The organism is Novilysobacter antarcticus (assembly GCF_019802285.1).
Lineage (GTDB): Bacteria > Pseudomonadota > Gammaproteobacteria > Xanthomonadales > Xanthomonadaceae > Novilysobacter > Novilysobacter antarcticus.
This window is the reverse complement of record NZ_JAIEUJ010000003.1, coordinates 212,722-238,422: the sequence shown is the minus strand read 5'-3', so window position 1 is coordinate 238,422 and position 25,701 is coordinate 212,722. Positions and strand designations below refer to the sequence as shown.

General features: G+C 65.9%; 21 protein-coding genes. 12 read left to right on the top strand and 9 right to left on the bottom strand.

From position 1 onward, the window contains the following. Positions 1-57: 57 nt before the first annotated feature. Positions 58-1,365 (top strand): lipid IV(A) 3-deoxy-D-manno-octulosonic acid transferase, encoded by a 1,308-nt coding sequence (waaA, locus tag KZ491_RS10140; protein ID WP_222565742.1) that lies wholly within the window; start codon positions 58-60, stop codon positions 1,363-1,365. On the opposite strand, the gene KZ491_RS10135 is transcribed toward waaA, so the two are convergent. From KZ491_RS10135 to KZ491_RS10125, 3 genes are all read right to left on the bottom strand, one after another. After that, entirely contained in the window at positions 1,362-2,792 is a 1,431-nt protein-coding gene (locus KZ491_RS10135) for a TolC family outer membrane protein (protein WP_222565741.1), read from the bottom strand. The genes waaA and KZ491_RS10135 overlap by 4 nt on opposite strands. 15 nt (positions 2,793-2,807) lie before the next feature. Continuing rightward, the gene (locus KZ491_RS10130; protein WP_222565740.1) at positions 2,808-3,464 is read right to left on the bottom strand and encodes a protein-L-isoaspartate O-methyltransferase family protein; all 657 of its coding nucleotides are present in this window, start codon (positions 3,462-3,464) and stop codon (positions 2,808-2,810) included. A gap of 111 nt (positions 3,465-3,575) precedes the next feature. Continuing rightward, positions 3,576-4,298: a TetR/AcrR family transcriptional regulator gene (locus tag KZ491_RS10125; protein ID WP_222565739.1), complete on the bottom strand. Its 723-nt coding sequence runs from the start codon at positions 4,296-4,298 to the stop codon at positions 3,576-3,578. Between the two features lie 79 nt (positions 4,299-4,377). Between KZ491_RS10125 and KZ491_RS10120 the strand changes: the two genes are divergently transcribed. The 4 genes from KZ491_RS10120 to hdhA are packed head-to-tail and all read left to right on the top strand — an operon-like array spanning position 4,378 to position 11,173. Next, positions 4,378-5,499, top strand: coding sequence for an efflux RND transporter periplasmic adaptor subunit (locus tag KZ491_RS10120; RefSeq protein WP_222565738.1), 1,122 nt, complete (start codon positions 4,378-4,380; stop codon positions 5,497-5,499). A 2-nt stretch (positions 5,500-5,501) separates the two neighbouring features. Beyond that, positions 5,502-8,693 carry an efflux RND transporter permease subunit gene (locus KZ491_RS10115; RefSeq protein ID WP_222565737.1) on the top strand — a complete coding sequence of 1,064 codons (3,192 nt, stop codon included), beginning with the start codon at positions 5,502-5,504 and terminating at the stop codon, positions 8,691-8,693. Between the two features lie 39 nt (positions 8,694-8,732). Then, complete coding sequence (locus KZ491_RS10110; RefSeq protein WP_222565736.1) at positions 8,733-10,367, top strand: NAD+ synthase; 1,635 nt, start codon at positions 8,733-8,735, stop codon at positions 10,365-10,367. 23 nt (positions 10,368-10,390) lie between these two features. Further along, complete coding sequence (gene hdhA, locus KZ491_RS10105) at positions 10,391-11,173, top strand: 7-alpha-hydroxysteroid dehydrogenase (RefSeq protein ID WP_246606747.1); 783 nt, start codon at positions 10,391-10,393, stop codon at positions 11,171-11,173. A gap of 551 nt (positions 11,174-11,724) precedes the next feature. Here hdhA and bilR read toward each other — a convergent pair. After that, positions 11,725-13,644, bottom strand: coding sequence for a bilirubin reductase, long form (bilR, locus tag KZ491_RS10100; protein WP_222565735.1), 1,920 nt, complete (start codon positions 13,642-13,644; stop codon positions 11,725-11,727). Between the two features lie 351 nt (positions 13,645-13,995). Between bilR and frmR the strand changes: the two genes are divergently transcribed. The 3 genes from frmR to fghA are packed head-to-tail and all read left to right on the top strand — an operon-like array spanning position 13,996 to position 16,241. Then, positions 13,996-14,271 (top strand): formaldehyde-responsive transcriptional repressor FrmR, encoded by a 276-nt coding sequence (gene frmR, locus KZ491_RS10095; RefSeq protein WP_043958668.1) that lies wholly within the window; start codon positions 13,996-13,998, stop codon positions 14,269-14,271. A 13-nt stretch (positions 14,272-14,284) separates the two neighbouring features. Continuing rightward, complete coding sequence (locus tag KZ491_RS10090) at positions 14,285-15,394, top strand: S-(hydroxymethyl)glutathione dehydrogenase/class III alcohol dehydrogenase (RefSeq protein WP_222565734.1); 1,110 nt, start codon at positions 14,285-14,287, stop codon at positions 15,392-15,394. A 16-nt stretch (positions 15,395-15,410) separates the two neighbouring features. Further along, on the top strand, positions 15,411-16,241 hold the full coding sequence (gene fghA / locus KZ491_RS10085; RefSeq protein WP_222565733.1) for an S-formylglutathione hydrolase: 831 nt from the start codon (positions 15,411-15,413) through the stop codon (positions 16,239-16,241). A 7-nt stretch (positions 16,242-16,248) separates the two neighbouring features. Here the strand turns inward: fghA and KZ491_RS10080 are convergent, their stop codons facing one another. Both KZ491_RS10080 and KZ491_RS10075 read right to left on the bottom strand, forming a co-directional pair. Then, positions 16,249-16,929, bottom strand: coding sequence for an adenine nucleotide alpha hydrolase (locus KZ491_RS10080; RefSeq protein WP_222565732.1), 681 nt, complete (start codon positions 16,927-16,929; stop codon positions 16,249-16,251). 7 nt (positions 16,930-16,936) lie between these two features. After that, the gene (locus KZ491_RS10075) at positions 16,937-17,281 is read right to left on the bottom strand and encodes a hypothetical protein (RefSeq protein ID WP_222565731.1); all 345 of its coding nucleotides are present in this window, start codon (positions 17,279-17,281) and stop codon (positions 16,937-16,939) included. Positions 17,282-17,477: 196 nt separating this feature from the next. Between KZ491_RS10075 and KZ491_RS10070 the strand changes: the two genes are divergently transcribed. Continuing rightward, on the top strand, positions 17,478-18,170 hold the full coding sequence (locus tag KZ491_RS10070; RefSeq protein ID WP_222565730.1) for a hypothetical protein: 693 nt from the start codon (positions 17,478-17,480) through the stop codon (positions 18,168-18,170). Positions 18,171-18,247: 77 nt separating this feature from the next. Next, positions 18,248-20,122, top strand: coding sequence for a DUF885 domain-containing protein (locus KZ491_RS10065; protein ID WP_222565729.1), 1,875 nt, complete (start codon positions 18,248-18,250; stop codon positions 20,120-20,122). A 267-nt stretch (positions 20,123-20,389) separates the two neighbouring features. Here KZ491_RS10065 and KZ491_RS10060 read toward each other — a convergent pair whose 3' ends face one another. Both KZ491_RS10060 and KZ491_RS10055 read right to left on the bottom strand, forming a co-directional pair. Next, positions 20,390-21,676 (bottom strand): amidohydrolase family protein, encoded by a 1,287-nt coding sequence (locus KZ491_RS10060; protein ID WP_222565940.1) that lies wholly within the window; start codon positions 21,674-21,676, stop codon positions 20,390-20,392. Positions 21,677-21,687: 11 nt separating this feature from the next. Next, positions 21,688-23,106, bottom strand: coding sequence for an amidohydrolase (locus tag KZ491_RS10055; protein ID WP_222565728.1), 1,419 nt, complete (start codon positions 23,104-23,106; stop codon positions 21,688-21,690). Positions 23,107-23,291: 185 nt separating this feature from the next. Here KZ491_RS10055 and KZ491_RS10050 point away from each other — a divergent pair, with 185 nt between their 5' ends. Next, positions 23,292-23,834: a DUF924 family protein gene (locus KZ491_RS10050; RefSeq protein ID WP_222565727.1), complete on the top strand. Its 543-nt coding sequence runs from the start codon at positions 23,292-23,294 to the stop codon at positions 23,832-23,834. A 21-nt stretch (positions 23,835-23,855) separates the two neighbouring features. Here KZ491_RS10050 and grxD read toward each other — a convergent pair whose 3' ends face one another. Next, a complete protein-coding gene (gene grxD / locus KZ491_RS10045) occupies positions 23,856-24,785 on the bottom strand; it encodes a Grx4 family monothiol glutaredoxin (RefSeq protein ID WP_222565726.1) in 930 nt (309 codons plus the stop codon). Between the two features lie 90 nt (positions 24,786-24,875). Here grxD and KZ491_RS10040 point away from each other — a divergent pair, with 90 nt between their 5' ends. Further along, on the top strand, positions 24,876-25,694 hold the full coding sequence (locus KZ491_RS10040; protein WP_222565725.1) for a polysaccharide deacetylase family protein: 819 nt from the start codon (positions 24,876-24,878) through the stop codon (positions 25,692-25,694). Positions 25,695-25,701: the final 7 nt, after the last annotated feature.

Below are 25,701 nucleotides of genomic sequence, written 5' to 3'. Positions count from 1 at the left end.
CGCCTCGGCAACGCTCCGCCGAGCCGGCACGCGCGGGGGTTACAGTATCCTCAGCCGATGCGAACAGACCTGATCGAGCGCCTTCTGCGCGGCCTGTATTCGACCGCGTTGTACCTGCTGGTGCCGCTGACGGTTTACCACCTGATCTGGCGGGGCTTTCGCCAGCCCAGCTACTTCCAGCGCTGGAACGAGCGCTACGCGCGTTACGCCGATTCCCCACATGCCAGCACCCTGTGGCTGCACGCGGTGTCCGTGGGCGAGGTCAACGCTGCGGTGCCGCTGGTGAATGCGCTCCGCCGTGGCCGGCCTGACCTGCACCTGCTGGTGACCACGATCACGCCCACCGGCTCCGAACGCGTCCGCGCGCTGTGGGGGCATGACGTGGAGCATGTCTACCTGCCGTATGACCTGCCCGGCGCGGTGGCCCGGTTCCTGCGCCACTACCGGCCGCGAGCCGCGCTGATCATGGAAACCGAACTATGGCCGAACCTGCTGTTCGGTTGCCGCGACCATGGCGTGCCGGCCTACATCCTCAACGCGCGCCTCTCCGAACGATCATTGCGCGGCTACCGGGTGCTCGCGCCGCTGGTGGGCCGGGCGCTGCGTACCGTGACCATGGTGGCGGCGCAATCGATGGCCGATGCGATGCGCTTCGTGCAACTGGGCGCCCGCTCCGAGCAGGTCGTCGACGTGGGCAACCTGAAATATGACGTGATGGTGCCCGAGGGCCTGGAGGATTTTGCCGCGTCCTGCCGGGCCCATTGCGGGCGCCGACCGGTGTGGATTGCCGCCAGCACGCACGAGGACGAGGAGGCTGCGGTGATCTCCATCCACCGGAGGCTGCGCGAGCGCTATCCGGACCTGCTGCTGTTGTGGGCGCCGCGCCACCCGGAACGCTTCCGGGTGGTCGCCGAGCACGCGCGCACGTCCGGCTGGCAGGTTTCCACCCGCTCACGGGCGCAGTGGCCCTCGGCCGGCGATGCAGTGTTCGTCATCGACACGCTGGGCGAACTGCTGCATTTCTACGCGTGCGCGGACGTGGCCTTTGTTGGCGGCAGCCTGCAGGACGTGGGTGGGCACAACCTGCTGGAGCCGGCGGCGGCGGGTACCGCCATCGTCACCGGCCCCCACCTGCACAACTTTGCCGAAATCTCGCGCCAACTCGACGAGGCCGGCGCATTGCGGATCGGCGCCGACCCGATCGGCGTCGGCGGCGCGCTGGAAGAACTACTGGGCGACCCGGCGATGCGACGGCAGATGACCGCAGCCGGCCGGATGTTGGTGGAGTCAGGGCGCGGCGCGTTGGCCCAGACCCTGGTGCTGCTGGGCCCGGCGCTGGCACCCAAGCAGCATGATGCGGCCTAGCGCTGGATTGGCGACGCCACTTCGGCCTCGGCGTTCACCGTCAGCAGGCGGTTGATGTTCTGGACGTCGCCCACGTCCAGGGTGCCGGCGGCTTCGGCCAGCACCAGCCGCTGCTGCAGGTGGTTGTAGCGGGCGAGCGCGAATTCCTGCTGGGCGGCGAACAGGTTGCGCTGGTTCACCAGCACGTCCAGCACCGTGCGGGTGCCCACCTCCAGACCGACCTGCGACGCATCGTAGGCGGCCTGGGCTGAGACCAGCGCCAAGCGCCGTGCTTCCACTTCGCTGACGCCCGCAACCAGCGTCTGGTAGGCGTTGCGGGTGTTGCGCTCCAGCGCGCGTCGCTGCTGCTCGAGCTGGTCGCTGGCGACGTCGCGCTGGGCGATGGCCTGGCGTACGCGTGACTGGGTCGCGCCGCCGGAGAAGATCGGCACCGACAGGGTGACGCCCACCTGCGGGCCCCGGCTTTCGTTGTCGATCGGGCGGGTCGCCGAACCTGGCAGGCCGGTGGCGCTGAAGGTGTTCTCGCCCCACGTCTTGCCGTCCGAATAGCCGCCGCCCAGGTAGAGCGTCGGCCAGTGGCCGGAGCGCGCGGTGCCAACGTCGGCCTCGGCCGACTGGACCTGCAGCTCCTTGGCCCGCAACGCGGGGTTGTTTTCCATGGCGGTCTGGACCCAACCGTCTGCCCCTTCGGCGACCGGCAACTCGGGCTGGAAATCCTGTGGCAGTCCCTTCAGGTTGCTCACCGGCACACCGGTGATCTCGGTCAGCGCCTGATAGGCGTCCGCCACGTAGTTGCGGGCGACGATGGTGTTGGCCCGCGCACTGTCGAACTGGGCGCGCGCCTCATGCACATCGGTGATCGGGGCCAGGCCGACCTCGAGCCGCTTGGAGGCGAAGTCGAACTGTTTTTGCAGCGCCTGCTCGGCCGCTTCGGCAGCGGCCAGGGTTTCCAGCTGCACCAGTACGTTGAAGTAGGCCGCCGACGTGCGGGTGATGAGGCTCTTGCCCGCGGCATCGACCTGGAAGTCGCTGGCGCGGCTGAGCGCTTTCTGGCTGTCGAGCATGGTGAAACGGGCACGGTCGAAGATCATCTGATCGATGTTCACGCCGAATCGTCGGGTCGTGGTCTCGGTCTCGACATCGCCCGTGAAGCTGATCGGTACTCCGGTTACCGGGTCGAACTGGTTCTGGGTTGCTGGCCCCTCGCTGCGACTGCGGTTGTAGGAGGCGCTGCCGTTGATCTGCGGCAGCATCGCCGCCCGTGCCTGCACCGCGCCCTCGCGGGTCGCCAGTCGACCGGATTCGGCCGCGGCGAACTGCGGATCACCGGCACGTGCCAGCTCATAGGTCTGGAGCAGGTCCTCGGCCGCAGCGGTGGCGGGAAGGAGCGCGACGACGAGGGCGAGTACGAGTGGGCGGGTGATCATGCGGAGTCCTTGCGATCAGAATTCGAAGGCGGGTACGGGAGCGGCACCGGCCAGATAGGGAATGTCGGTCTCGAACAACGATTCAATGCGCGATCCGTTGACGTGCGCATGGACCAGAACGGTTTCCATGACCGGCGACCGGCCGCGCACGATGAGCATGCGGCCGCCCGGCTTGAGCCACTCCAGGAACGACAACGGAATGGTGTCCACCGCGCCGGTGACGCACACCGCATCGAACTGGCGCGCGGGGCGATAGGAGAATGCGTCCGTGTGGAGCACTTCGACGTTGGCGATCGCGCGCGCCGTCAGGTTGGCGCGACCCAGCTCGGCCAGCTCGGCGTGCTTCTCGATGCTGACCACGTCACGCGCGAGGCGCGACAGGCACGCGGTGAGGTAGCCGCTGCCGGTGCCGATCTCGAGCACGTCCTCGTCGGGCTGCAACAGCAATCCCTGTAGCATGCGCCCCTGGATGACCGGCTTGAGCATCACCTCGCCCTGCGGCAACGGCAGGTTGGTATCGGTGTAAGCCAGGTTGCGGTGCGCCGCCGGTACGAACGGCTCGCGCGGCATGGTCGCCAACACGTCCAGAACCCGTGCGTCGAGCACGTTCCACGGACGAATCTGCTGTTCGACCATCAAGTCCCTGGCCGCGGCGTAATCAATCATGCTCATTGGATCGAATCTCGGGCTATTCGTGTCAACCGCTTATTGTACTGGTGCTTCAGCCACAGCATCACTGCCCCGGCGCGGCCCGCGGAGTGCCGGAAGTCACCGCGACCAAGGTCACGGCTGCGGCGTGCGCGGGTCGGCGGCACCGTAGGCGCGCAGGAACATGTCCACCGCCGAGGCGACGTGGACGGCGACATCGTCCTCGGCAAGCCCTTCCAGGCCCAGCAGCAGCCGGGCGTGCGCGTCGCCTTTGAGCAGCGCCAGCAACTGGCTTGCCGCACGTGAAAGCGCTGTCTCGTCGCCCGGATCCAGGCGCAACTCCCCGCTGGCGGCGCGCCGCTGCAGCAGCGTGGTCAATTCCTCGTTGATGCGCGCCGGGCCGGCGTCCCAGAACGTGGTGACCACGGGTGAGCCGGCCAGTTGGGGCGCCGACAACATGCGCAAAGCGGAAATGGCTTCGGCACTGCTCGCCATCGTATGGAATGCGTGGGCGATCTCCAGCAGGCGGTCCCGCAGGTGGACGCCGGAGGAGCGCTCAAACAGTGCGTGCGGGACCTGCTGCTCGCAGTATGAGGCCACCGCCGCGGCAAACAGCTTCTCCTTGTCTCCGAAGTGGCTGTACACGGTGAGTTTGGAGACCGTGGCAACCGCGGCGATCTGATCCATGCTCACGCCGTCGAAACCGTCCTGCAGGAAAAGTGTTCGTGCCGCGTCCAGGATGGCAGCGCGTTTGGCCGGGTCCTTGGGACGTCCAGGCCCGACAGCATTCGGCTGTTTTGACCGGCGAGGGGAGGCAGGTCCGGCGCCGCTGTCGCCGCGGGAGTGCGAGTCGTTCATGACCTAATACTAGACTGGGGAGTTTTATATTTATACAGTGCGTGCCAATCCAACCGTAAAACCCGGGAATCGATCCGACATGCGCAGCCGTATCCGAACCGGTCGTTCCACATCCGTGCTGTCCCATGTCGCCGCCACGCTATTGGTGATGCTTGTCGCTGCTTGCAGCGGGGGCGATGCGGGCCCGCAGGAGAAGCCCCCGGTGCTGGTGGTGTTGCCAGGTGCCGGAACCGCGACGGAAATGTCGCTTACCGGCGAGATCCGCGCGCGTGAGGAGAGCCCGCTGTCGTTCCGGATCGGGGGCAACCTGCTCGAGCGGCGGGTCGATGTCGGTGATCACGTAAGCGAAGGCGATGTGCTGGCCACGCTGGATCCCGACGACCAGCAGGCCCAGGCGACTGCCGCCCGGGCCAAGCTGGCGGCGCTGGAAGCCGACCTGCGCCGGACGCGCGCCGATCAGGCCCGCTACGCGCAACTGGCCAAGGACCAGCTGGTCAGCCGTTCCAACATGGATGCGCAGAATGCCGCCGCCGAAGCCGCGCAGGGGCAGGTTGATGCCGCCCGCGCCGAGCTGCGCATGGCGAGCAACCAGGCCGCCTACAGCAAGCTGGTAGCGCCGGCGGACGGCGTGATTGCCAGCCGCCAGGCCGAGGCCGGGCAGGTGGTGGCTGCCGGGCAGCCGGTCTTCACCCTGGCCGCCGACGGCGCGCGCGAAATCGTCTTTGCGGTGGCGGAAAATGCCAAGGATGAGGTCCAGCCTGGCAAGGCGGTGCAGGTGGAGGTCTGGTCGCAACCCGGCAAGCAGTGGCCTGGCACCGTGCGCGAAGTGTCACCTTCGGCCGATCCGGCATCGAGGACGTTCGCTGCCAGGGCCACCGTGGATGCACCCGAAGGTGCACTGCAACTGGGACAGAGCGCGCGTGTGCTGATCCCGACGAACACCGAAGGTGGCGCGAAGTTCAGCATCCCGCTCACCGCATTGCAGCGACACGGCGATGGCGTCGCGGTGTTCGTGGTCGATCGCGCCAGTTCGACCCTGAAGTTTCAGCCCATCGCGATCGGGCCCTACGGCAACGAGAGCGTGCCGGTACTCGACGGCCTGGCGAAGGATGACTGGGTGGTCGCCGCCGGCGGGCACCTGTTGCGCGAGGGTCAGGAGGTTGCGCCGGTGGATCGTGACAACCGGCCGCTGGGCAACTGACCGTGACGCGATTCAATCTTTCCGCGTGGGCCCTGCGCCATCGCAGCCTGGTGGTTTACATGATGATGGTGGTGGCAATCGCCGGCACCTTCTCCTATCTCAAGCTGGGTCGCAGCGAGGATCCGGCGTTCACGTTCAAGGTCATGGTGGTCCACACCGTGTGGCCGGGCGCAACCGCCGAACAGGTGGGCCGGCAGGTCACCGAACGCATCGAGCGCAAGCTGATGGAGACCGGAGAGTACGAGTTCATCCGCTCCTACTCGCGCGCCGGCGAGTCGCAGGTGATCTTCGCCGCGCGTGACGCGATGCCGTCCTCGCAGGTGCCCGAGCTGTTCTACCAGGTGCGCAAGAAGATCAGCGACCTGCGGCCGGAGCTGCCTTCCGACATCGTTGGTCCGTTCTTCAATGACGAGTTTGGCGACACCTTCGGCAACATCTATGCATTGACCGGCGAGGGCTTCGACTACGCCGTGATGAAGGACTACGCCGACCGCATCCAGCTGGCGCTGCAGAAGGTGCCGGACGTCGGCAAGATCGAGCTGTTCGGCGTCCAGGACGAGAAGATCTGGATCGAGCTGTCCAACACCAAGCTGGCCACGCTGGGTGTGTCGGCCGCGGCGGTGCAGGACGCCCTGCAGCAGCAGAACGCGGTGGTGCCCGGTGGGTTTTTCGAGACCGCCAGCAGCCGCGTGCCGGTTCGGGTCAGCGGCCAGTTCGAGTCGGTCGAGCAGATCCGCCAGTTTCCGATCCGGGTCGGCGATCGCACGTTTCAGCTCGGCGACGTGGCCACGGTAGAGCGTGGCTTTTCCGATCCGGCCCAGCCGGGCATGCGGTTCATGGGCAAGGACGCGATCGGCATCGGCGTGGCGATGCGCGACGGCGGCGACATCCTCGCGCTGGGAAAGACCCTGGAGACCGAATTTGCGCAGCTGCAGCGCACGCTGCCGGTGGGCATGGCGCTGCACAAGGTGTCCGACCAGCCGGCGGCGGTGAAGGAGTCGGTCGGCGAATTCGTCCGCGTGCTCGCCGAGGCGGTGGCGATCGTGCTGCTGGTCAGCTTCCTGTCACTGGGATTCCGTACCGGCCTGGTGGTCGCGCTGTCGATCCCGCTGGTGCTGGCCATGACCTTCATGGTGATGCAGATCTTCGGCGTCGGCCTGCACAAGATCTCGCTTGGCGCGCTGGTGCTGGCGCTCGGGCTGATGGTGGATGACGCGATCATTGCCGTGGAGATGATGGCGATCAAGATGGAGCAGGGCTTCGATCGCTTGAAGGCGGCGGCGTTCGCGTGGGAGTCGACCGCGTTCCCGATGCTGACCGGCACCCTGATCACCGCTGCCGGCTTCCTGCCGATCGCCACGGCCGCGTCGAGTGTCGGCGAATACACCCGCTCGCTGTTCGAGGTGGTGACCATCGCGCTGCTGGTGTCGTGGATCGCCGCGGTGATGTTCGTGCCGTTCCTCGGCGACAAGTTGTTGCCGCACATCGAGCGCGGCGCCAATGGCCATGCGGCCGCGCCCAAGCCCGGCTCGCTGGCGGCACGCTGGCATGCGCGCCGGCAGCGCTGGGCCGATCGTCATCCGGCATTCGCCGACGTGCTGGCCCCGCTGCCGCAGGATGCCGAGCAACCGCATGATCCGTACGGTACCCGCTTCTACCAGCGCTTCCGCAGCTTGGTGGTGTGGTGCGTGTGCCATCGCTGGGCGGTGATCGTGGTCACGATCGCCGCGTTCGTCCTGTCGCTGCTGATGTTCCGCTTCGTGCCCCAGCAGTTTTTCCCCGAGTCGGTGCGCCCCGAGCTGATGGTCGACATGGAGCTCGCCGAGGGCAGCTCGCTGCGTGCGACCCGTACCCAGGCCGAGCGCCTGGAAGCGCTGTTGGCCGAGCGCGAGGACCTGACCAACTACACCGCCTACATCGGTACCGGTTCGCCGCGTTTCTATCTGCCTTTGGATCAGCAACTGCCGTCGGCCAACTTCGCCCAGTTCGTGCTGATGCCCGAGAGCCTGGAGGCGCGCGAGGCAGTGCGCAGCTGGATGATCGACGAGGTCGTGCCGCGCTTCCCGGACCTGCAGCTGCGTGTGACCCGGCTGGAAAACGGTCCGCCGGTCGGCTATCCGGTGCAGTTCCGCGTCTCCGGTGAACACATCGACCAGGTGCGCAGGATCGCCTACGCCGTGCGCGACGAGATCCGCAACAACCCGCACGTGGCCAACGTCAACCTGGACTGGGACGAGCCGGGCAAGGTCGTGCGCCTGCAGGTCGATCAGGCCCGCGCGCGCGCCCTGGGCATCACCTCGGCGCAGTTGTCGCAGGTGCTCAGTGGCTCGCTGTCGGGCATCCAGGTGAGCACCTACCGCGAGGGCAACCAGCTGATTGGCATGGCCCTGCGCGGAGGTGAGGACGAGCCGATCGCGCTGGACCAGCTGGCGACCCTGATGGTGCCCACCGCCAGCGGCCAGAGCGTGCCGCTGTCCCAGGTCGCCACGCTGGAGTACGGCTTCGAGGAAGGCATCATCTGGCACCGCGACCGCAAGCCGACCATGACGGTGCGCGCCGACATCTACGACGGCACCCAGCCGGCGTCGGTGATGGCGCAGATCTCGCCCACGCTCGACGGCATCCGCGACGAACTGCCGTACGGCTATTCGATCGACGTGGGCGGCGCGGTGGAGGATTCCGCGCGCGGCCAGGACTCGATTGCTGCCGGCGTGCCGCTGTTCCTGTTTGTCGTGTTCACCCTGCTGATGGTGCAGCTGCGCAGCTTCTCACGCAGCTTCATGGTCCTGCTGACCGCGCCGCTGGGCATGATCGGGGTGACCTTGTTCCTGCTCGTATTCCGGGTGCCGTTCGGCTTTGTCGCGATGCTGGGCACGATCGCGCTGTCGGGGATGATCATGCGCAACTCGGTGATCCTGGTGGACCAGATCGAGCAGGACCGGCGCGATGGGCACGAGACCTGGGATGCCATCGTGGAGGCGACGGTACGTCGTTTCCGGCCAATCGTGTTGACCGCACTGGCCGCGATTCTGGCGATGATCCCGCTGTCGCGCAGTGCCTTCTTCGGCCCGATGGCGGTGGCGATCATGGGCGGGTTGTTGGTGGCGACGGTGTTGACATTGCTGTTTCTGCCGGCGCTGTATGCGGCCTGGTTCCGGGTCAAGGTGCCCGAGTCTGGGACAATGCGGCGGTAAGCCCCCATCCGCCACCGACCTATCCGACGGACAACTGCCATGACCCAATCCCTGCGTATCGCCCTGGCCCAGTTCGATTTTGCGGTCGGCGCGGTGGATGAAAACGCTGACCTGATCGTGGAGCTGATCGAGCAGGCACGCGACGATCACGGCGCCGACCTGGTGCTGTTCCCCGAGCTGGCGGTGTCGGGCTACCCGCCCCAGGACCTGCTGATGCGGCCCGGCTTCCTGCGCGCGTGTGAGGGCGCGATGGAACGGATCGCCGCGGCGGCGACCGGGATTACCGTCGTCGTTGGCTGGCCGGAATCGGTCGGGTCTGTGGTTTACAACGCCGCCAGCATCCTCCGCGACGGGCGGATCGAGCAGACCTATCGCAAGCGCAAGCTGCCCAACCACGCCGGGTTTGACGAGCGGCGCTATTTCGTCGTCGATCCCGACGTCGGCGACTGCGTGTTCGAGATCGACGGTGTCAGGCTGGGCCTGCTGATAGGCGAAGACGTCCTGTTCCAGGAGCCGATCGCTTCCACCGTCGCGGCAGGTGCCCAACTGGTGCTGTCGATCAATGCCTCGCCGTTCGAACACGACCTGCACGGGCGGCGCGACCAGGTGCTGGAGGACGCGGCTCGTGCCAACGCCGTGCCGATCGCCTATGTCAATTGCGTGGGAGGTCAGGACTCGGTGGTGTTTGACGGTGCCTGCCTGGTCGCTGATGGCGATGGCTGCGTGCATCCGGCGGCGTCCGCCTTCACCGAGCAGTGGCTGGTGGTGGATTTCGAGCCGACCAGCAAGCGCTTCCACCCGGTGCTCTGGCAGCAGGATGGCGACGAAAGCCGCGACGCGCTGGCCTGGCGCGCCGTGGTCACCGCGACCCGCGATTACTATCGCAAGAACGGTTTCCAGAAGGCCTGGGTCGGCCTGTCCGGCGGCCTTGACTCGGCGGTCGTGCTGGCGATCGCGGTGGACGCCTTGGGCGCCGACAACGTCACCGCGGTGCGGATGCCCTCGCGCTACACCGTCAGCCTGTCCAACGACCTGGCCGCCGAACAGTGCGAAGAGCAGGGCGTGGAGCTGCTGAGCGTGCCCATCGAGAAGCCGTTCCAAGGTTATCTGGACGCGCTGGATGACGTTTTCGAAGGCCAGGCGGTGGACACCACCGAGGAAAACCTGCAATCGCGGATCCGTGGCGCGATCCTGATGGCGCTGAGCAACAAGTTCGGCGGTCTGGTGCTGACCACCGGCAACAAGAGCGAGTACGCGGTCGGTTATTCGACCATCTACGGCGACATGGCCGGCGGCTTCGCCCCGATCAAGGATCTCTACAAGAGCGAGGTGTTCCAACTCGCGCGCTGGCGCAACACCGTCGGCGATCCGGTCGTGCCCGTGGGCGTGATCGAACGCCCGCCGTCGGCCGAACTGCGCGCCGACCAGAAGGACGAGGATTCCCTGCCGCCCTACGACGTGCTCGACGCGATCCTGCGTCGCACCATCGACCAGGAGCAGTCACGCGACGAGGTCGTACGGGCCGGTTTCGATGCGGCAACCGTCGATCGCGTGCTGCACCTGATCCGGATCAGCGAGTGGAAGCGCCATCAGGCCGCGCCGGGACCGAAACTGTCGCGGCGCGCGTTTGGTGGTGAGCGGCGGTATCCGATCAGTAATGGGTTTCGGGAGTAGGGTGCGGATAGATTCACCCCCTGATGATGGAGTTCATTATGTTCAATCCTGCAGACTTCAGACTCGATAATCAGGTGGCGGTGGTCACTGGCGGTGGTGCCGGGATTGGACGAGCCATTGCTGAAACGATGGGCGCGGCCGGGGCAGCGGTCATGGTCAGTGACTTGGATGCAGAGGCTGCGGCCGCGGTCGCCAAGGGGATCGAGAGTCAAGGCGGCACCGCTGCCAGCATGGCCTGCAATGTGACCATCGAGGACGATCTTGCCCAGCTCGTGCGAACGACGGTGGAGCGCTTTGGCAAGTCGACGGTACTGGTCAGCAACGCCGGCGGTGGCGGACCCAAACCGTTCGAGATGCCCATGGCGGATTTCCGTCGTGCCTTTGACCTCAATGTGTTTTCGCTGTTCCGTCTCGCACAGCTCGCGGCGCCGGAGATGGAGAAGGCAGGTGGAGGGGCGATCCTGGCGATTACCTCCATGGCCGGTGAGAACAAGAACCAGCGCATGGCCGCTTATGGCGCTTCAAAGGCAGCGACGAACCACCTCATCCGCAATATCGCGTTCGATCTCGGCCCCATGGGTATCCGCGTCAACGGCATCGCGCCCGGCGCGACCCGCACGGCCGCGCTGGAGTCGGTGCTGAACGATGAGATCGAGAAGACCATGTTGCTTCACACCCCGATCCATCGATTGGGGGAGCCACAGGACATGGCTAACGCCGCACTGTTCCTGTGCTCACCAGCAGCGAGCTGGATCAGCGGCCAAATCCTGACGGTGTCGGGTGGTGGCGTGCAGGAGCTTGACTAAGCGTAGATCTTGAGCGTGCGCGTTGTCTCGAATGATCTGATGCGTGGTGTGGCCGTGGACGGTGGCGGAGAGAGGCCAGCACCGGGCCGCATCTGGCGCACCTCAAGTGACAGCGGAGTTGTTTGGCGTCACCGACTCACTGATCCAGAGGTCACCTCCGATGGGCGAGAACGCAAGCCAACGTCGGACAAAACACGCTTCCCAAAGCGATCGCGGTCGGGGTCGTCCTGTTGCTGATCTTCCTAGCCACCTTTAGGCGTTGAGCGATCGCCTGGCGCCGGCATGCTCAGGGGTAATCGTGTCGAGCTCTGCGGTAACACCGCTAATGGCCGATCTTGACCCAAAGCGGTCTCCCGCATCTGATAGTGCGGTCGCTGGCTCTGGATCCTGATAGAGCCTCAGAGCAGCCATTCAACCCATCCCGCTGGGTTCCTCTACCGAAGGCAGTCAATCACGGAAACGCCATTCGCGTTGACCTCAACTCAAACAGCGCTTTCGTTGCGCGATATTCGCACCACGGGAGACATTTTTTGTGGCATTTGCGTCCGACGTCAAAGCGCATTCGCCGCGTCATAGGCAGTTTTGGTCGCGTATGAAATATCGGCGACTTCGCGGCAGTCCCCGACCATGACAACCTCGACGCCTTGCTCAATCAGCGCTGCAGTGTCGAATGTGACAGGGCGAGCGCCGCTGGCGATGACAACACTGTCGCAGGGTATTTTCACAACCTTGCCGTCCTGGTCCGTGCAGACCAGTTGGCCCATCGCAATTTCCAACACCTTGTGCCCCGTGTATTGCTCCACCCCGAGCTTTCTGTAATTTTCAAGCATGGTGGGTAAAACAGTGGTGCTCAGGCCGTTGGCAATCTGCCCCTGCATTTCGACGACGGAGACCTTGTAACCCTGCGCGCCAAGGTGCTCTGCGGTCTCGCAGCCAACCACCCCGCCACCCACAATTGCCACGCTCCCGGATACCTCCTGCTCTCCTGCAAGCACCTTCCACGCATCCCGCACATTCGGCCCATGGACGCCACGGATCGGAGGTGTGAAGCTCGATGCGCCAACCGCCAGGATCACCGCATCTGGCGCCAATGCCATCACGTTTTCGGGGGTCGCGATTTTGCCCAAGCGCAGTTTTACGCCCTCCCTGCGTACCGCGTGGACAAGATCTTCTGTGGCGCGGCGTATTTCTATCTTGCGCGGCGGCACGTCGGCAATGTTCAGCTGCCCGCCCAGCCGGGCTTCTTTCTCGAACAGCGTGACGCTGTGGCCCTTTTTCGCAGCCACCCTCGCCGCCTCAAGCCCTGCAGGGCCGCCTCCGATGACCACGACGTTTTTCGCTGTCTTCGCAGGTGTGATTTTTCGGGTTTCCTCAAAGCCGTTCTCGGGATTAACCACGCAGGCGATAAACCCACGGTTCAAGACAGCGTCGACGCAACCCTCGTTGCATGAAATGCACCGGACGATTTCCAACGCCTTTCCTGCCGCGGCCTTGTTCGCCCAGTCGGGATCGGCCAATAGCGCACGACCAATGCCGATCATGTCGGCCTTGCCGGACTGCAGTACACCCTCTCCCATTTCGGGGTCGATGATGCGCCCCGACGTACTGACCGGTATCGAGACGGCCTCTTTCACCGCGCCTGTGATCTCCACAAAGAACCCGTAGGGCTGAACGCCCATCGGCGGGATCGTGTCTGCCATGTTGCCCGTGTGGTTGGCCTGCCCCACATGCAACATATCGACGCCAGCTTCCTCAAGGCATTTCGCGAACTGCGGCGCGTCGACCTCATCAATGCCGCCCTTGCCGCGCTCTGGCGTGACAACGGACAATTTGTATTCAAGGACCATACTCGGCACGGCCCTTTTCAGCGCACGCACCAGCATCAATGCAAAACGCGTGCGGTTCTCAAAAGAGCCGCCGTATCTGTCTGCCCGCTGGTTCATTTTTGTGCTGCACAGCGCACCCACAAGCCTGTCGCCGTGCATCTGAACCACGTCCACACCCGCTTTCTGCGCGCGCAGCGCACAGGCGCACATCTTGTCGATGATTTGCATCAGGGTGTCTTCGGTCACGTCATTGACGAAGTGCTGCATATCGTGGTGCAACCGCGTGCGCACGTTGTCCATTTCGCCGTTGTCAAACAGCGCGTTGAGGGCATCAACGTCGTATTCGGGGTAAAAAATCTGCACACCGAGCTTTGCACCATAGGCATGCACGTTGTCGGCGAGTAGGCCGAAGCTCTCGATCTGGCGGTCGTCAAACAGCTTGGGGGTAGGAGCAAAGCTGCGGATAGGTGCTACATCCCCCAGAACGATGTAGCCAGTGCCGCCCTTGGCAAGGCGCGTGTAAAACGCCCGGCTCTGCGCGCTGATGCTGCCGTCCTTGGCCTCATACCCTGTCGTGAGCGGAGGGAACATGATGCGGTTCCTGAAAGTGACACCGCCGATACTGATCGGTTCCAGTAGTTTCATGACGAATGGTCTTCTGTGTTTAATCTGAAAAGGATATCGGCACGATTGCGGCGCACCGTCCCTTTCAACGTATGAGAGCTACCGACTAGCAACATCCATCTCAATCCGCAGTCAACCTTACGCTAGCAAAGCCACGATGCATCGCTATTTGCAGTGCCGGAGGTTTGTTTTGCTACTCGGCGGTCGCACCCTGCAACTTGCTGGGCTCGCCTCATCAGCCGCTGTCGAGCGCAGACGCCAAGGACTGCTCTTGGCCGAAAGCCGGCACCGCTGATTATCCGGGCCGGCTCAAGCGTTTCGATGCTCGCTGCGGGGATGTATACTCTCCCCCAGTATCCGAGGCCCCGCTCCATGCCGCATTCGCCCGAAGAGAAAAAGCGTGTTCTGGCCAGAGTCCGCCGTGTGCGGGGGCAGCTGGAAGCGCTGGAGCGATCGCTGGAAGCGGGCGCAGACTGTGGTCCGGTGCTGCAGCAGATCGCCGCGGTCCGCGGTGCGGTCAACGGGCTGATGTCGCAGGTGCTGGAAAGCCATCTGCGCGAAGAGCTGGGACAGCCTGCTGAAGATCCCTCCCGCCGCCAGGCGGGCATCGACGATGCCGTGGCCCTGGTGCGCGCCTACCTGAAATGAATTGGAGAACACCATGAAATCCCGTGCCGCTGTTGCCTTCGAGGCTGGAAAGCCGCTGCAGATTGTCGAGATCGATGTCGCACCGCCCCAGAAGGGCGAGGTGCTGGTCAAGATCACCCACACCGCGCTGTGCCACACCGATGCGTTCACCCTGTCTGGCGACGACCCCGAGGGCGTGTTCCCGGCGGTGCTCGGCCATGAGGGTGCGGGCGTTGTGGTGGAGGTGGGGGAGGGTGTGACCAGCGTCAAGCCGGGCGACCACGTGATTCCGCTGTACACCGCCGAGTGCGGCGAATGCCTGTTCTGCAAGAGCGGCAAGACCAACCTGTGCACCGCCGTGCGCGCGACCCAGGGCAAGGGCGTGATGCCCGACGGCACCACCCGGTTCTCCTACAACGGCAAGCCGATCTACCACTACATGGGCTGCTCGACGTTCAGCGAGTACACCGTGGTGGCCGAGGTCTCGCTGGCCAAGATCAATCCGGACGCGAACCCTGAGCAGGTCTGTCTACTGGGCTGCGGCGTGACCACCGGCATCGGCGCGGTGCACAACACCGCCAAGGTGGCCGAGGGCGACAGCGTTGCGGTATTCGGTCTGGGTGCGATCGGGCTGGCGGTGATCCAGGGCGCGGTGCAGGCCAAGGCCGGCCGGATCATCGCGATCGATACCAACCCGGACAAGTTTGAGCTGGCCCGGCAAATGGGCGCCACCGACTGCGTGAATCCGAAGGATCACGACAAGCCGATCCAGGAAGTCATCGTCGAGATGACCGGCTGGGGCGTGGACCACAGCTTCGAGTGCATCGGCAACGTCAATGTGATGCGTGCGGCGCTGGAATGCGCGCATCGTGGCTGGGGCCAGTCGGTGATCATCGGCGTCGCCGGTGCCGGTCAGGAGATCAGCACCCGGCCGTTCCAGCTGGTGACCGGGCGCAAGTGGATGGGCACCGCGTTCGGCGGGGTCAAGGGCCGCACCCAGCTGCCGGGCATGGTCGAAGACGCGATGCGCGGCGATATCCAGCTGGCGCCGTTTGTCACGCACACCCTGCCGCTGGACCGGATCAACGAGGCCTTCGAGCTGATGCATGCCGGCGAGTCGATCCGCGCCGTGATCCATTACTGATTGGCAGAGGTGAGTCATGAAACAGATTGAACAGCACGCCAGTTTTGGCGGCAGCCAGGAAGTCTGGCAGCACGCGTCTAGTACATTGGGCGTGGACATGAACTTCGCGGTCTACCTGCCGCCACAGGCCAAACAGGGGCCGTGCCCGGTGCTTTACTGGTTGTCGGGGCTGACCTGCAACGAGCAGAACTTCATCACCAAGGCCGGCGCGCAGGCGTATGCGGCCAAGCACGGGGTGATCCTGATCGCGCCTGACAGCAGCCCGCGCGGCGAGGGTGTCGCCGATGACGAGGCCTACGACCTCGGTCAGGGCGCGGGCTTCTACCTCAACGCGACGCGCGAGCCGTGGGCCAAGCACTACCGTATGTACGACTACATCACCCAAGAGTTGCCGGCGCTGGTGGATGCGCATTTTCCGACCACCACCGCGCGCGGCATCAGCGGCCACTCGATGGGTGGCCACGGCGCGCTGGTGATCGCGCTGCGCAACCCGGGCATGTTCCGCAGCGTGTCGGCGTTCTCGCCGATCGTCGCGCCCAGCCAGGTGCCGTGGGGCGAGAAGGCGTTCAGCGCGTATCTGGGCGACGACCGCGAGGCATGGAAGCAGTGGGATGCCACCGCGCTGGTTGCGAAGGCCGGTGAGCGGCTGCCACTGCTGGTCGATCAGGGCGATGCGGACAACTTCCTCGATGAGCAGTTGCGGCCGCATTTGCTGCAGCAGGCCTGCGAGGTCGCCGGCCATCCCCTGACCCTGCGCATGCAGCCCGGCTATGACCACAGCTACTACTTCATCGCCAGCTTCATCGGCGAGCACATTGCCCACCACGCCAAGGCGATGAAGGGCTGAGGCTGGGCTATCGGTCGGTAAGGGCGTAGTCGGTAAACGCGAAGCGCCCGTCGCGCAGCACGGTTTCCCCGCGCTGCAGGCGCAACGGCCCGGTGAACATCGGGCCGTCTTCGACCAAAGTGTGGAACTCGCCGTTCTCGCCGCAGGGGTCCGCCCCGGCCGGCAACTCGGCCAGCAGTTCCGCATCGAACAGGCGGCCGGCAAAGCGTGCGTCCAACTGCTGGGTATCAACGCAACACAGGTAAGTACGCAATCCGCCATCGAGCATCTCCTGCGCCAGTGCGGTGGTATCGCGACCGAACAGCGGGGTCAGGATGTTCCAGCCATGGCGTGCGCACAACGCCTCGCGCCACGCACGCACATCGGCCAGCAGCAGATCGCCAAAGGCGATGGTGTCGATTCCTGGCCAGCGCTGGCTCGCCTCGGACAGGGTGGCGGCGAACGCGGTTTCGTAGACGTGGTTGTCGGAGCCGTGCGGAATCATCGACTCCAGCAACGGCAGGCCGGTTGCCGCGGCCTGGGCCAGCAACACATCGCGGCGGATGCCGTGCATCGCGACGCGCTGGAAGTCGCTATTGAGTGTGGTCAGCAGTCCGACGACCTCGACATCGTCGCGGCCGCGCAGATGGTGCAGGGTCCAGGCGGCGTCCTTGCCGCCACTCCACGCGAGCAGGATCTTGCGGGGCATCGGCGGCTCAGGCCGCCTTGACGTCGCGCAGTTCCCACGCGCTGCCGGCCAACAAACGCAGGCGCTGTTTCAGCACCGCGCCGGGGATGCTGGTGGTCACCACCAGGTCGATATGCAGGTCGCGCTGCGCACCTTCCACCGTTGCGTCCGGGTCCGTCGCAGCGAGCGACCGGTCGACCTCGTCAGGCTCGTCCTGCTTGAGGCGCCAGCGCTCGAACAGGGTGTTCCCGCGCAAGGCGGACTGCAGTTCGGCGGCGAAGCCCTCGCCGCTCTGGGCGGTGAAGGACAGGTCCGGATCGGCGCCGCGTGCGCGCGCCCCGTCGGGCAGGGTGATGTAGTAGCGAGTGGCCATGCGGAATCTCTGGATGGAATGACGCCAGCTTACGGCCGGCGCCATCGGGTCACGGTGAACGCAGGTCGGGCGCAGCGCTCTGCGCCGGCACGTGGCCGTGTCCGGATGCATCACCGTCGAGGCGTATATCCAGGGGCACGGTCAGCGCGTGCGCATTGAATTCCGAGCTAGGGAGAAATCGTTTATGGCACGACGCGTGAGGGTTTTTCGGGCGCCCGACATGGCGTTGTGGGCCTTGGTACCAGCCGTACTGGCGGCGATCTTGGCAGCGGCACCGGCTGCGGCGATGGAGTCGCAGGCCGACTTCATGTTCGAGATGCTCGGCCCGACGACGTGTGCGTTTCCGCCCGCGGAGTTCGACCTGGACCAATACCGGCAACTGGTCGCCGACAACCCTGACCTGCCCCTGACGAGGGGCACGATGCAGGGAGGAATCAGCAGCGGCATTGCCGGTGGCACGGGCTACGGTGACGACGGCCGGGGCAGCTACATGGTCGGAATGCAGGGCATCCTGCTCGACCAGAGCGAGGAGGTCACCGTGCTGTGCGTCATCCTGGCCCACATCGGCGCGAAGGAGCCGGGGCCGGTCTCGGGAGCGATTTTCGGCGAGGAGCACATCGACGCGTCCCAGAGCGGGGACTTCCTGGGTGTATTCAAGCTGGTCAGGGCCGGTGAGGGCGACCAGTCGGATACCTACGCGACCGGCACCGTGAGCGGTGGCAGCCTGACACTCGATGAGCTGGAAAGCGACGTCGTGGCCGGCTCGCTCTTGCTCGAGGGCTCCTACACGCCCGTGGGCACCAAGGGCGTCATGCCCCTAAGTGTGAACGTCGCGATTCCCCGCGCCGAGAATGTGCTTGAGCCTGTCTGGACGCTGGAGCGCAAGTGAGGGCGCCCGGCCCCCTGCGGCGGTGGCATGATCGGTTTCCCGGGAGCGGTGTCGCTCCCACGCCACCTGGAGTGCCCATGCGTCGCATCCTTGCCGTCTCCGCGTTGTCCCTTGCCCTGTGCGTCGCGTGCTCGACCGGCGCGCCGACAAAAACCCAGGCGCCTACCGCCACAGCCCCCCAGACCTCTGCTGTCCAGGCCGCCACCGAGGACGCGCGGCTCAACGCGTGGTTCGAGCGCAAGTATGAGGAGCAACTCCAGTTCAGTCCCATCCAGATGACGTTCCTCGGGCGAAAGGACCGCTACTCCGAGATCGACGACATGTCGCGCGCGGCCGGCGAACGCCAACTGGCCTGGGAGGTTGCCGCGCTGGAGGAGATGCAGTCGAGTTTCGATTACGACGCCCTGGGGGATGACGCCCAACTGTCGTGGGACCTGTTCAAGTATCAGGTCGAGCAGTCCAAGGCCGGCCACCGGTTTGTGGACCACCAGTACCCGTTCGAGCAGATGGGCGGCATGCAGTCGCAGTTGCCGACGTTCCTGATCAATTTCCACAAGGTGGACGACGAGTCGGACTACCTCGCCTACATCGCGCGTTTGCGTGCGGCGCCGCGCGCATTCGGGCAGTTGATGGACCAGGTCCGCGCGTCCGCGAAGAAGGGCATCCGGCCGCCGCGTTTCGCCCATGAGGGGGTGATCGAGCAGGGCGGCAAGGTGGTTACCGGCGCGCCGTTCACCGAAGGGGCCGACAGCGCGTTGTGGGCCGATGCGCAGGCCAAGGCCGATGCGCTGGTGAAGGCCGGAAAGATCGACGCGGCGCGCGCGTCCGAGCTGAAGGCCCAAGCGCGCGCGGCGCTGGTGGAGGCAGTGCAGCCGGCCTATGCCGAGGTGCTGGAGTGGTTCAAGGCGGACCTCCCGAACGCGCGGGAGAATCCGTCCGGCGTCGGCACCACGCATCCCGATGGCAAGGCCTATTACGCCCAGCGCCTGCAGGCATCGACCACCACCAACCTCACCCCGGATCAGGTGCACCAGATCGGTCTGGACGAGGTGGTTCGTATCCGCGGCGAGATGGAAGCGCTCAAAGAGCGAGTCGGCTTCAAGGGAGATCTGCAGGCGTTCTTCCACTTCATGCGGACCGACCCGCAGTTCAAGTATCCCAACACCGATGCCGGGCGCCAGGCGTACATCGACGACGCCAGCAAGGCGATCGCCACCATCAAGCAGCAGTTGCCGAACTACTTCGGCCTGCTGCCCAAGGCGGACATCGTGGTCAAGCGCGTGGAGGCGTTCCGCGAGGTCGACGGCGCGGCGCAGCACTATTACCCGAGCACGCCCGATGGCAGTCGTCCGGGCGTGTACTACGCGCACCTGTCGGACATGAACGCGATGCCCAAGACGGAGCTGGAGGTGATCGCGTACCACGAGGGACTGCCGGGCCATCACATGCAGATCGCCATCGCGCAGGAACTGGACGGCGTGCCGGAATTCCGCAAACAAGCCGGGTTCACCGCCTACGCCGAGGGCTGGGGCCTGTACGCCGAGTGGCTTGCGCGTGAGATGCCGGGCACCTACACCGACCCGTACTCGGAGTACGGCCGGCTGACGTCGGAGATGTGGCGCGCGATCCGCCTGGTGGTCGATACCGGGATGCATGCCAAGGGCTGGACCCAGCAGCAGGCGGTGGCGTATTTCGCCGAGAACAGCTCAATCCCGACGGAGGCGGTTGAGGCCGAGGTGCGTCGCTACATCACCTGGCCCGGCCAGGCTACGGCCTACAAGATCGGCATGATCAAGATCCAGGAGCTGCGCGCCAAGGCCGAAGCCGAGTTGGGCGATGACTTCGACATCCGCGGTTTCCACGATGCCGTGCTCGGCGGCGGTGCAATGCCGCTCACCCTGCTGGAGCGGCGTATCGACCAGTGGATCGCTGGCGAGAAAAAGGCCGGGTGAGGTTGAGGCGGGACCTGCCGACCTTCGCGGCGAATGTCCCCCGGCCTCCGCCTGCGGCGGAGGCCTCCTCCTTTATTTCGCCCCGAAGGCCGGCAGGTCCCGCCCCTGCGCTGTCGGTGCACAGCCGCCGGGTTTACCTTCTGCAACCGCCGCCACTACGTAACGTCGGGGATGCATGCCCTTGGGTGTGAAGTAAAGGAGGAGGCACCGGCTTCACCGGTGCCGGGGGACATTCGCACCCAAGGGTATGCGTCCTCGGCGCTTCTACTAACGCACTGCCGCTGGATACGCCGGCGGCAGGCCGCCGCGCTCGGCCGGAACGTGCGGCTGCAGATATCGGTCCCGCAGATCCGTCTGCCGGCTGCGCATCTGGATCGGTTTGCCGTCGAACCAGACCTGGGTGGCCACCGCGTTGACCTCCAGCGGGTCGCCGCTCCACAGCACCAGGTCGGCGCGCTTGCCGACGGCGATGCTGCCCAGCGTGTCAGCGACACCAAAGACCTTCGCCGGCACCGAGGTCAATCCGGCGACGCCGGCCTCCCAGGGCAGACCGTTGGCCACGGCATTGCCCGCCGCCTGGCGGATCTTGCGCGCATTGTGGGACCCGTCGCCGCTCTGGCTGAAGCCAACCGCCACGCCGGCCGCTGCCAGCCGAGCGGCGTTTTCCGGCGTCGCACCGATCTGGTCGAAACCGCCCGGCAAGGTGTCCAGCGGATTGACGAACACCGCCACGTCGGCAGCGGCCAACTCGCGCGCCAGTTTCCAGGCCTCAGCGCCGCCAAGAATGGCGATCTTCACCTTGTTTTTCGCCGACCAGCGCAACAGCTGGCGGATATCGGCGGCGCGATCCACGCCAACCAGGACGCGGCCGCCGTTGTCGAGATAGGTGGCCAGGGATTTGCGTCCGGCAGGCGTCAGCAATGCCACCTTGGCGTCGCCCGGGATCCGGCCGCGCACCTCGTCCACGAGCTGGTCCAGGATCATCCACTGCGCGGCGCGCGAGTGCCCGCTCAGTCCGGCCGCATCCGCCCCGATATCGACATACAGGACTTTTGGTCCGATCGGATCCGCGCTGCCGTCGAGGCGGAACACACCGCCCTGACCACCGATGATCGAGCCCTCGCTGTCACTGCCGGCGCTCACCAGGGTCCAGCCAATGCCCTCGATGCGGGCAACCGGCAGCAGCAGGGAGTCGGGGTTGTAGGCCAGCGTCACGTCGAACTCCGGTCGCACCGGCATGCCCGCTGCGCCCAGCCCGAGCCGGCTGTCCACGGTCGACCGCTCGCCGGAGACCTCCTCGATGCCGATACCAGTGACCCCGCCGAACAGCCCCGGGGTCAGCCGGCGCTCGTTGGCCTCGACGACGCGGACGCCGGCCGGGGCGGTCAGTGCCGCACCCATCTGCCGGATGACGCCGCCGCTGACGAGCACGTCGGTGTTGGTCAAGGTGGCCGGGCTCGAGCCGGTATGCACGGTGGCGTTGCGGATCAGCAACTCCTGCGCGGTGGCAGGGAGTGCGCACAGGGCCAGCACGGCCGCAGCCAGCGACCTCATGGCGAGGCGCTTCACAGGGCACCTCCGGTGGTGGCGGGCTGGCCGAGCATGAAGTCGGAGGTCGCCCGGCGGGAAGCATCGTTGATGTCGTGCACGCGCGCGCCGTCGATATAGACCTGCTCGGCCTTGGTGTACACGCTGAAGGGGTTGCCGCTCCAGAGCACCACGTCGGCCATTTTTCCCGTTTCCAGGGTGCCGGTCTGATCGGCGATGCCCATGGATTTGGCCGGATTGGCGGTCAGCCACTGGATTGCGCGCTCGGGCGCGATCTCGATGCCGGCCAGTTGCGCGTGCGCCATCACCTTGGCGGCCTCCTGGTTGAGGCGCTGGATGTCGTCGGCCGAATCACTGTGCAGGATCGCGCAGCTGCCGGGCTGGCGGTCGACCAGCGCCAGGTTTTCCTGGATGCCGTCGAAGGCTTCCAGCTTGAAGCCCCACCAGTCGGACCAGAGCGCGGCGCAGGTGCCGGACTGGGCCAGTTTGTCGGCAATCTTGTAGGCCTCCACGCCGTGGTGGAAGGCGGCGATGCGAAAGCCGAACTCGTCAGCCAGATCGAGCATCGTGGCCATCTCATCGGCGCGGTAGCAGTGGATGTGCACGCGGATGTCGCCGTTGATTGCGCCGGCCAGGGTTTCCAGCTTCAGGTCCTGCTTGCCGGCGCTTTCGGCTTCGTCGGGCTTGCCCCAGCCGCGTTTCTTCTTCGCCGAATCGTTGCCGCCGCCGTTCTTTTTCAGGTACTCGGCGGCCTCGATGAACGCGGCCCGATAGCCGGCGACGTTGCCCATGCGCGTCGCCGGACCGCCCTTTTCGCCGTAGACGCGCTTGGGATTCTCGCCGCAGGCCATCTTCAGCCCCCACGGGGCGCCGGGAAACTTCATTGCCTGATAGCTGACCGCGGGCACGTTCTTCAACGTCACTCCCCGGCCGCCGATCAGGTTCGCCGAGCCCGGGAGGATCTGCAGCGAGGTGATGCCGCCGGCGCGGGCGGCGTTGAAGCCCGGATCCTGGGGCCAGACCGAATGCTCGGCCCAGACCGCGGCGGTCACCGGCGCTGTCATCTCGTTGCCGTCGCTGTGCGCGCGCACGCCCGGACTGGGGTACACGCCCAGGTGCGAGTGCACGTCGATGATGCCGGGGGTGACCCACTTGTTGCGTCCGTCCACGACGGCGGTGTTGGCCGGCACGGACAGGTTCTGACCCACCCCGGCGATTCGCCCGTCCACCATCAGCACGTCGGCGCCGTCCATCCGCTCGCCGGTGCCGGTGAGCACGGTGGCGCCCTGGATCAGGACGGCGGGCGAGGCGATGACCTGATAGGTGCTTGGGTAGGGGTCGGGGAGCGCGGAGGCGCGCGCGTCGGCAGTGGACGTCGCAACGCCCAGTGCCAGTGTCAGCGCTGCCGTGAGGAGCGCGGTGTGTGGTCGTAGCATTTGGATTTTTCCCCGGTATGTCGCGGCGGCGATGGCGCCAGCATGGTCATGTATTGACCGTAGCCGCGGACCGCAACGGTGCCAAGAGTGACAATGGTCATGCAGCCGGCCGGGATGGCGGCTCACCGCGCCTTAAACGCATGCCCTGCTACCTTCGGTACCCATTCCCATTGACGAGGTGCCTGATGGACACGACGGCCGAAGCGGTCCTTGAATTCTGGCGTGAGGCCGGCCCAGACAAGTGGTTCGGGGGCGGCGAAGCCTTCGACCGGCGCTGCCGCGAGCATCTGCTGGAGGCGCACATGGCGGCGTCGCGCGGTGAGTTGCAGGGGTGGCTGGAGTCGGCCGAAAGCGCGATGGCGCTGGTCCTGCTGCTGGACCAGATCCCGCGCCACATCTTTCGCGGCAGCGCCCACGCCTACGCGACTGATCCCCTGGCCTGCGAAGTCGCCACGCGCGCGGTCGGGCACGGCTTTGATACCCAGATTGATCCGGAGCTGCGGCGGTTCTTCTATCTGCCATTCACGCACAGCGAGGACCCGATGCAGCAGCAGCGGTCCGTCGAACTGCACCGGACCATGCCCGGAGAGGAACCCGACAAGTGGGCCTTGCACCATCAGGCGATCATCGAGCGGTTCGGACGGTTCCCGCACCGCAACCCGCTGTTCGGGCGCGCCACCACCCCGACCGAGCAGGCGTGGCTGGACGAGGGCGGCTTCAGTGGCTGAAGCCGCTCCCGCAGTGCTGACTCAGTAGGTCGGGACGCCCGGATCGACCTTCGCGCTCCAGTCGGCGATGCCGCCGGTAACGTTGTACAGGCGCTTGAAGCCGAGCGCGCGGAAGTCCTCGGCCAGTTGGGCACTACGTGCACCGGTGTGGCAGATAAACGCCAGGCCGGTGTCCTTGGGCAGGGCCTCCAGCTGCTCACGGCCGCTGCCGTCGAGCGTCTTGAACGGAACCTTGACCGAGGCCATCGCACGCTCCTCGGCGGGGCGCACGTCCACCAGCACGATGCTGCCGTCGGCCACCTTGGCGGCTGCCTCCGTCACATCCAGAGCGCCGACCTTGGGTGGCGCGTTGGGATTGTCGATCACCAGACCGCGGCCGCGCTCATCCTCGACCCAGTCAATCGTCAGGCCGCGCGCGCGCTGGGCGCTGGCGATGTCGAACTGCACGCGCAAGCCTTCGGCCTCGCTGGCAATGGCGTTGTCATCGACCGGGGCCAGCTGCAGGCGGGCGTTGAAGCGAGGGTCGATCTCGACCTGGAGCGCGTAACCCTTGCCGGCGTTGCCCACGGCCTCGCCAAGCATTTTCGCCGCTGCCGGGGTGATGGTGATCGCCGGTGGGGTGCGGTCCGGGGCCGGCACGCCCAGCGCGGTATACAGCTCGCCGGAGCGCGCGATCTGCTCGATGATGTCGCTGCCGCCCACCAGCTCTTTGTCGATGTAGAGCTGGGGGATCGTCGGCCATTCGCCGTAGACCTTGATGCCTTCACGGATCTCCGGGTCCGAGAGCACGTCGACGTGCTGGTACTTCACCCCGGTGGCGCCCAGCAGTCCGACCGCTTTGGCCGAGAACCCGCACTGGGGCGCGGCTGGCTCGCCTTTCATGAACAAGACGACGCGGTTGTTGGTAAGCAGTTCTTCGATGCGCGAACGCAGTGCGGGATCAAGTGACATGGCAAGGCTTCCGTAAGGTGCGGACGGATTACGTCCCGGGTTGGCTCGCCAGTGTAACGAGGGGTGGCTGACGCTGGCATGATCCAGATCATGGCGATCCCCGTACCGCACCGCGTTCCCCGCCGCCCCCACGCGTGGTGGATGCTCCTTCTCGTCTCGCAACTGCTGGTAGCGGCAATCTGGTGGCGCTGGGATTGGCCGGTCGGCCTGGCGGCGATGCTGGCCAGTCATCTGTCCTTCCTGTGGGGCACGCTGAAACCCGACTCGCGGCTATTCAGTCCTGTTCTCACCCGCCTGCCCACCCGCGAGCGCGCGGTCTGGCTCACCATCGACGACGGTCCATCCGCGGACACCGCAGCGGTGCTGGACCTGTTGGATGCCCACGGCGCCAAGGCGACGTTTTTCCTTGTTGGCGAGCGCGCGCGTGAGCGGCCCGAGCTGGTGCGGGAAATCGTGCGGCGCGGACATGGGATCGGCAACCACAGTCACAGCCATCCTCAATCGATGTTCTGGGCGCTGGGTCCGGCCCGCATGCGCGAGCAGATCGGACGTGCGCAGGCAGAGCTGACCGCAATCGCGGGTGTGCAGCCGCGCTGGTTCCGCGCCGTGGTCGGCATGGCCAATCCGTTCGTGGCCAGCGCGCTGCGCGAACACGGCCTGGCCCGTGTTGCATGGAGTGCCCGCGGGTTCGACGCCGTGGCCGCAGATCCGCAAGCGGTGGTTGCCCGCATCGAACGCGATCTGGCACCGGGCGTGATCGTGCTGATGCATGAAGGCGCCCGGCATGGACGCAACGTGGAGACGCTGCAACTACTCCTGCAGCTGCTGGAGAAGCAAGGATTTCGGGCGGTACTGCCGGTAGCGAATCCTGTCCACGGCAAAACGCCGCCCGGAGGCGGCGTTTCCTGATGCATCG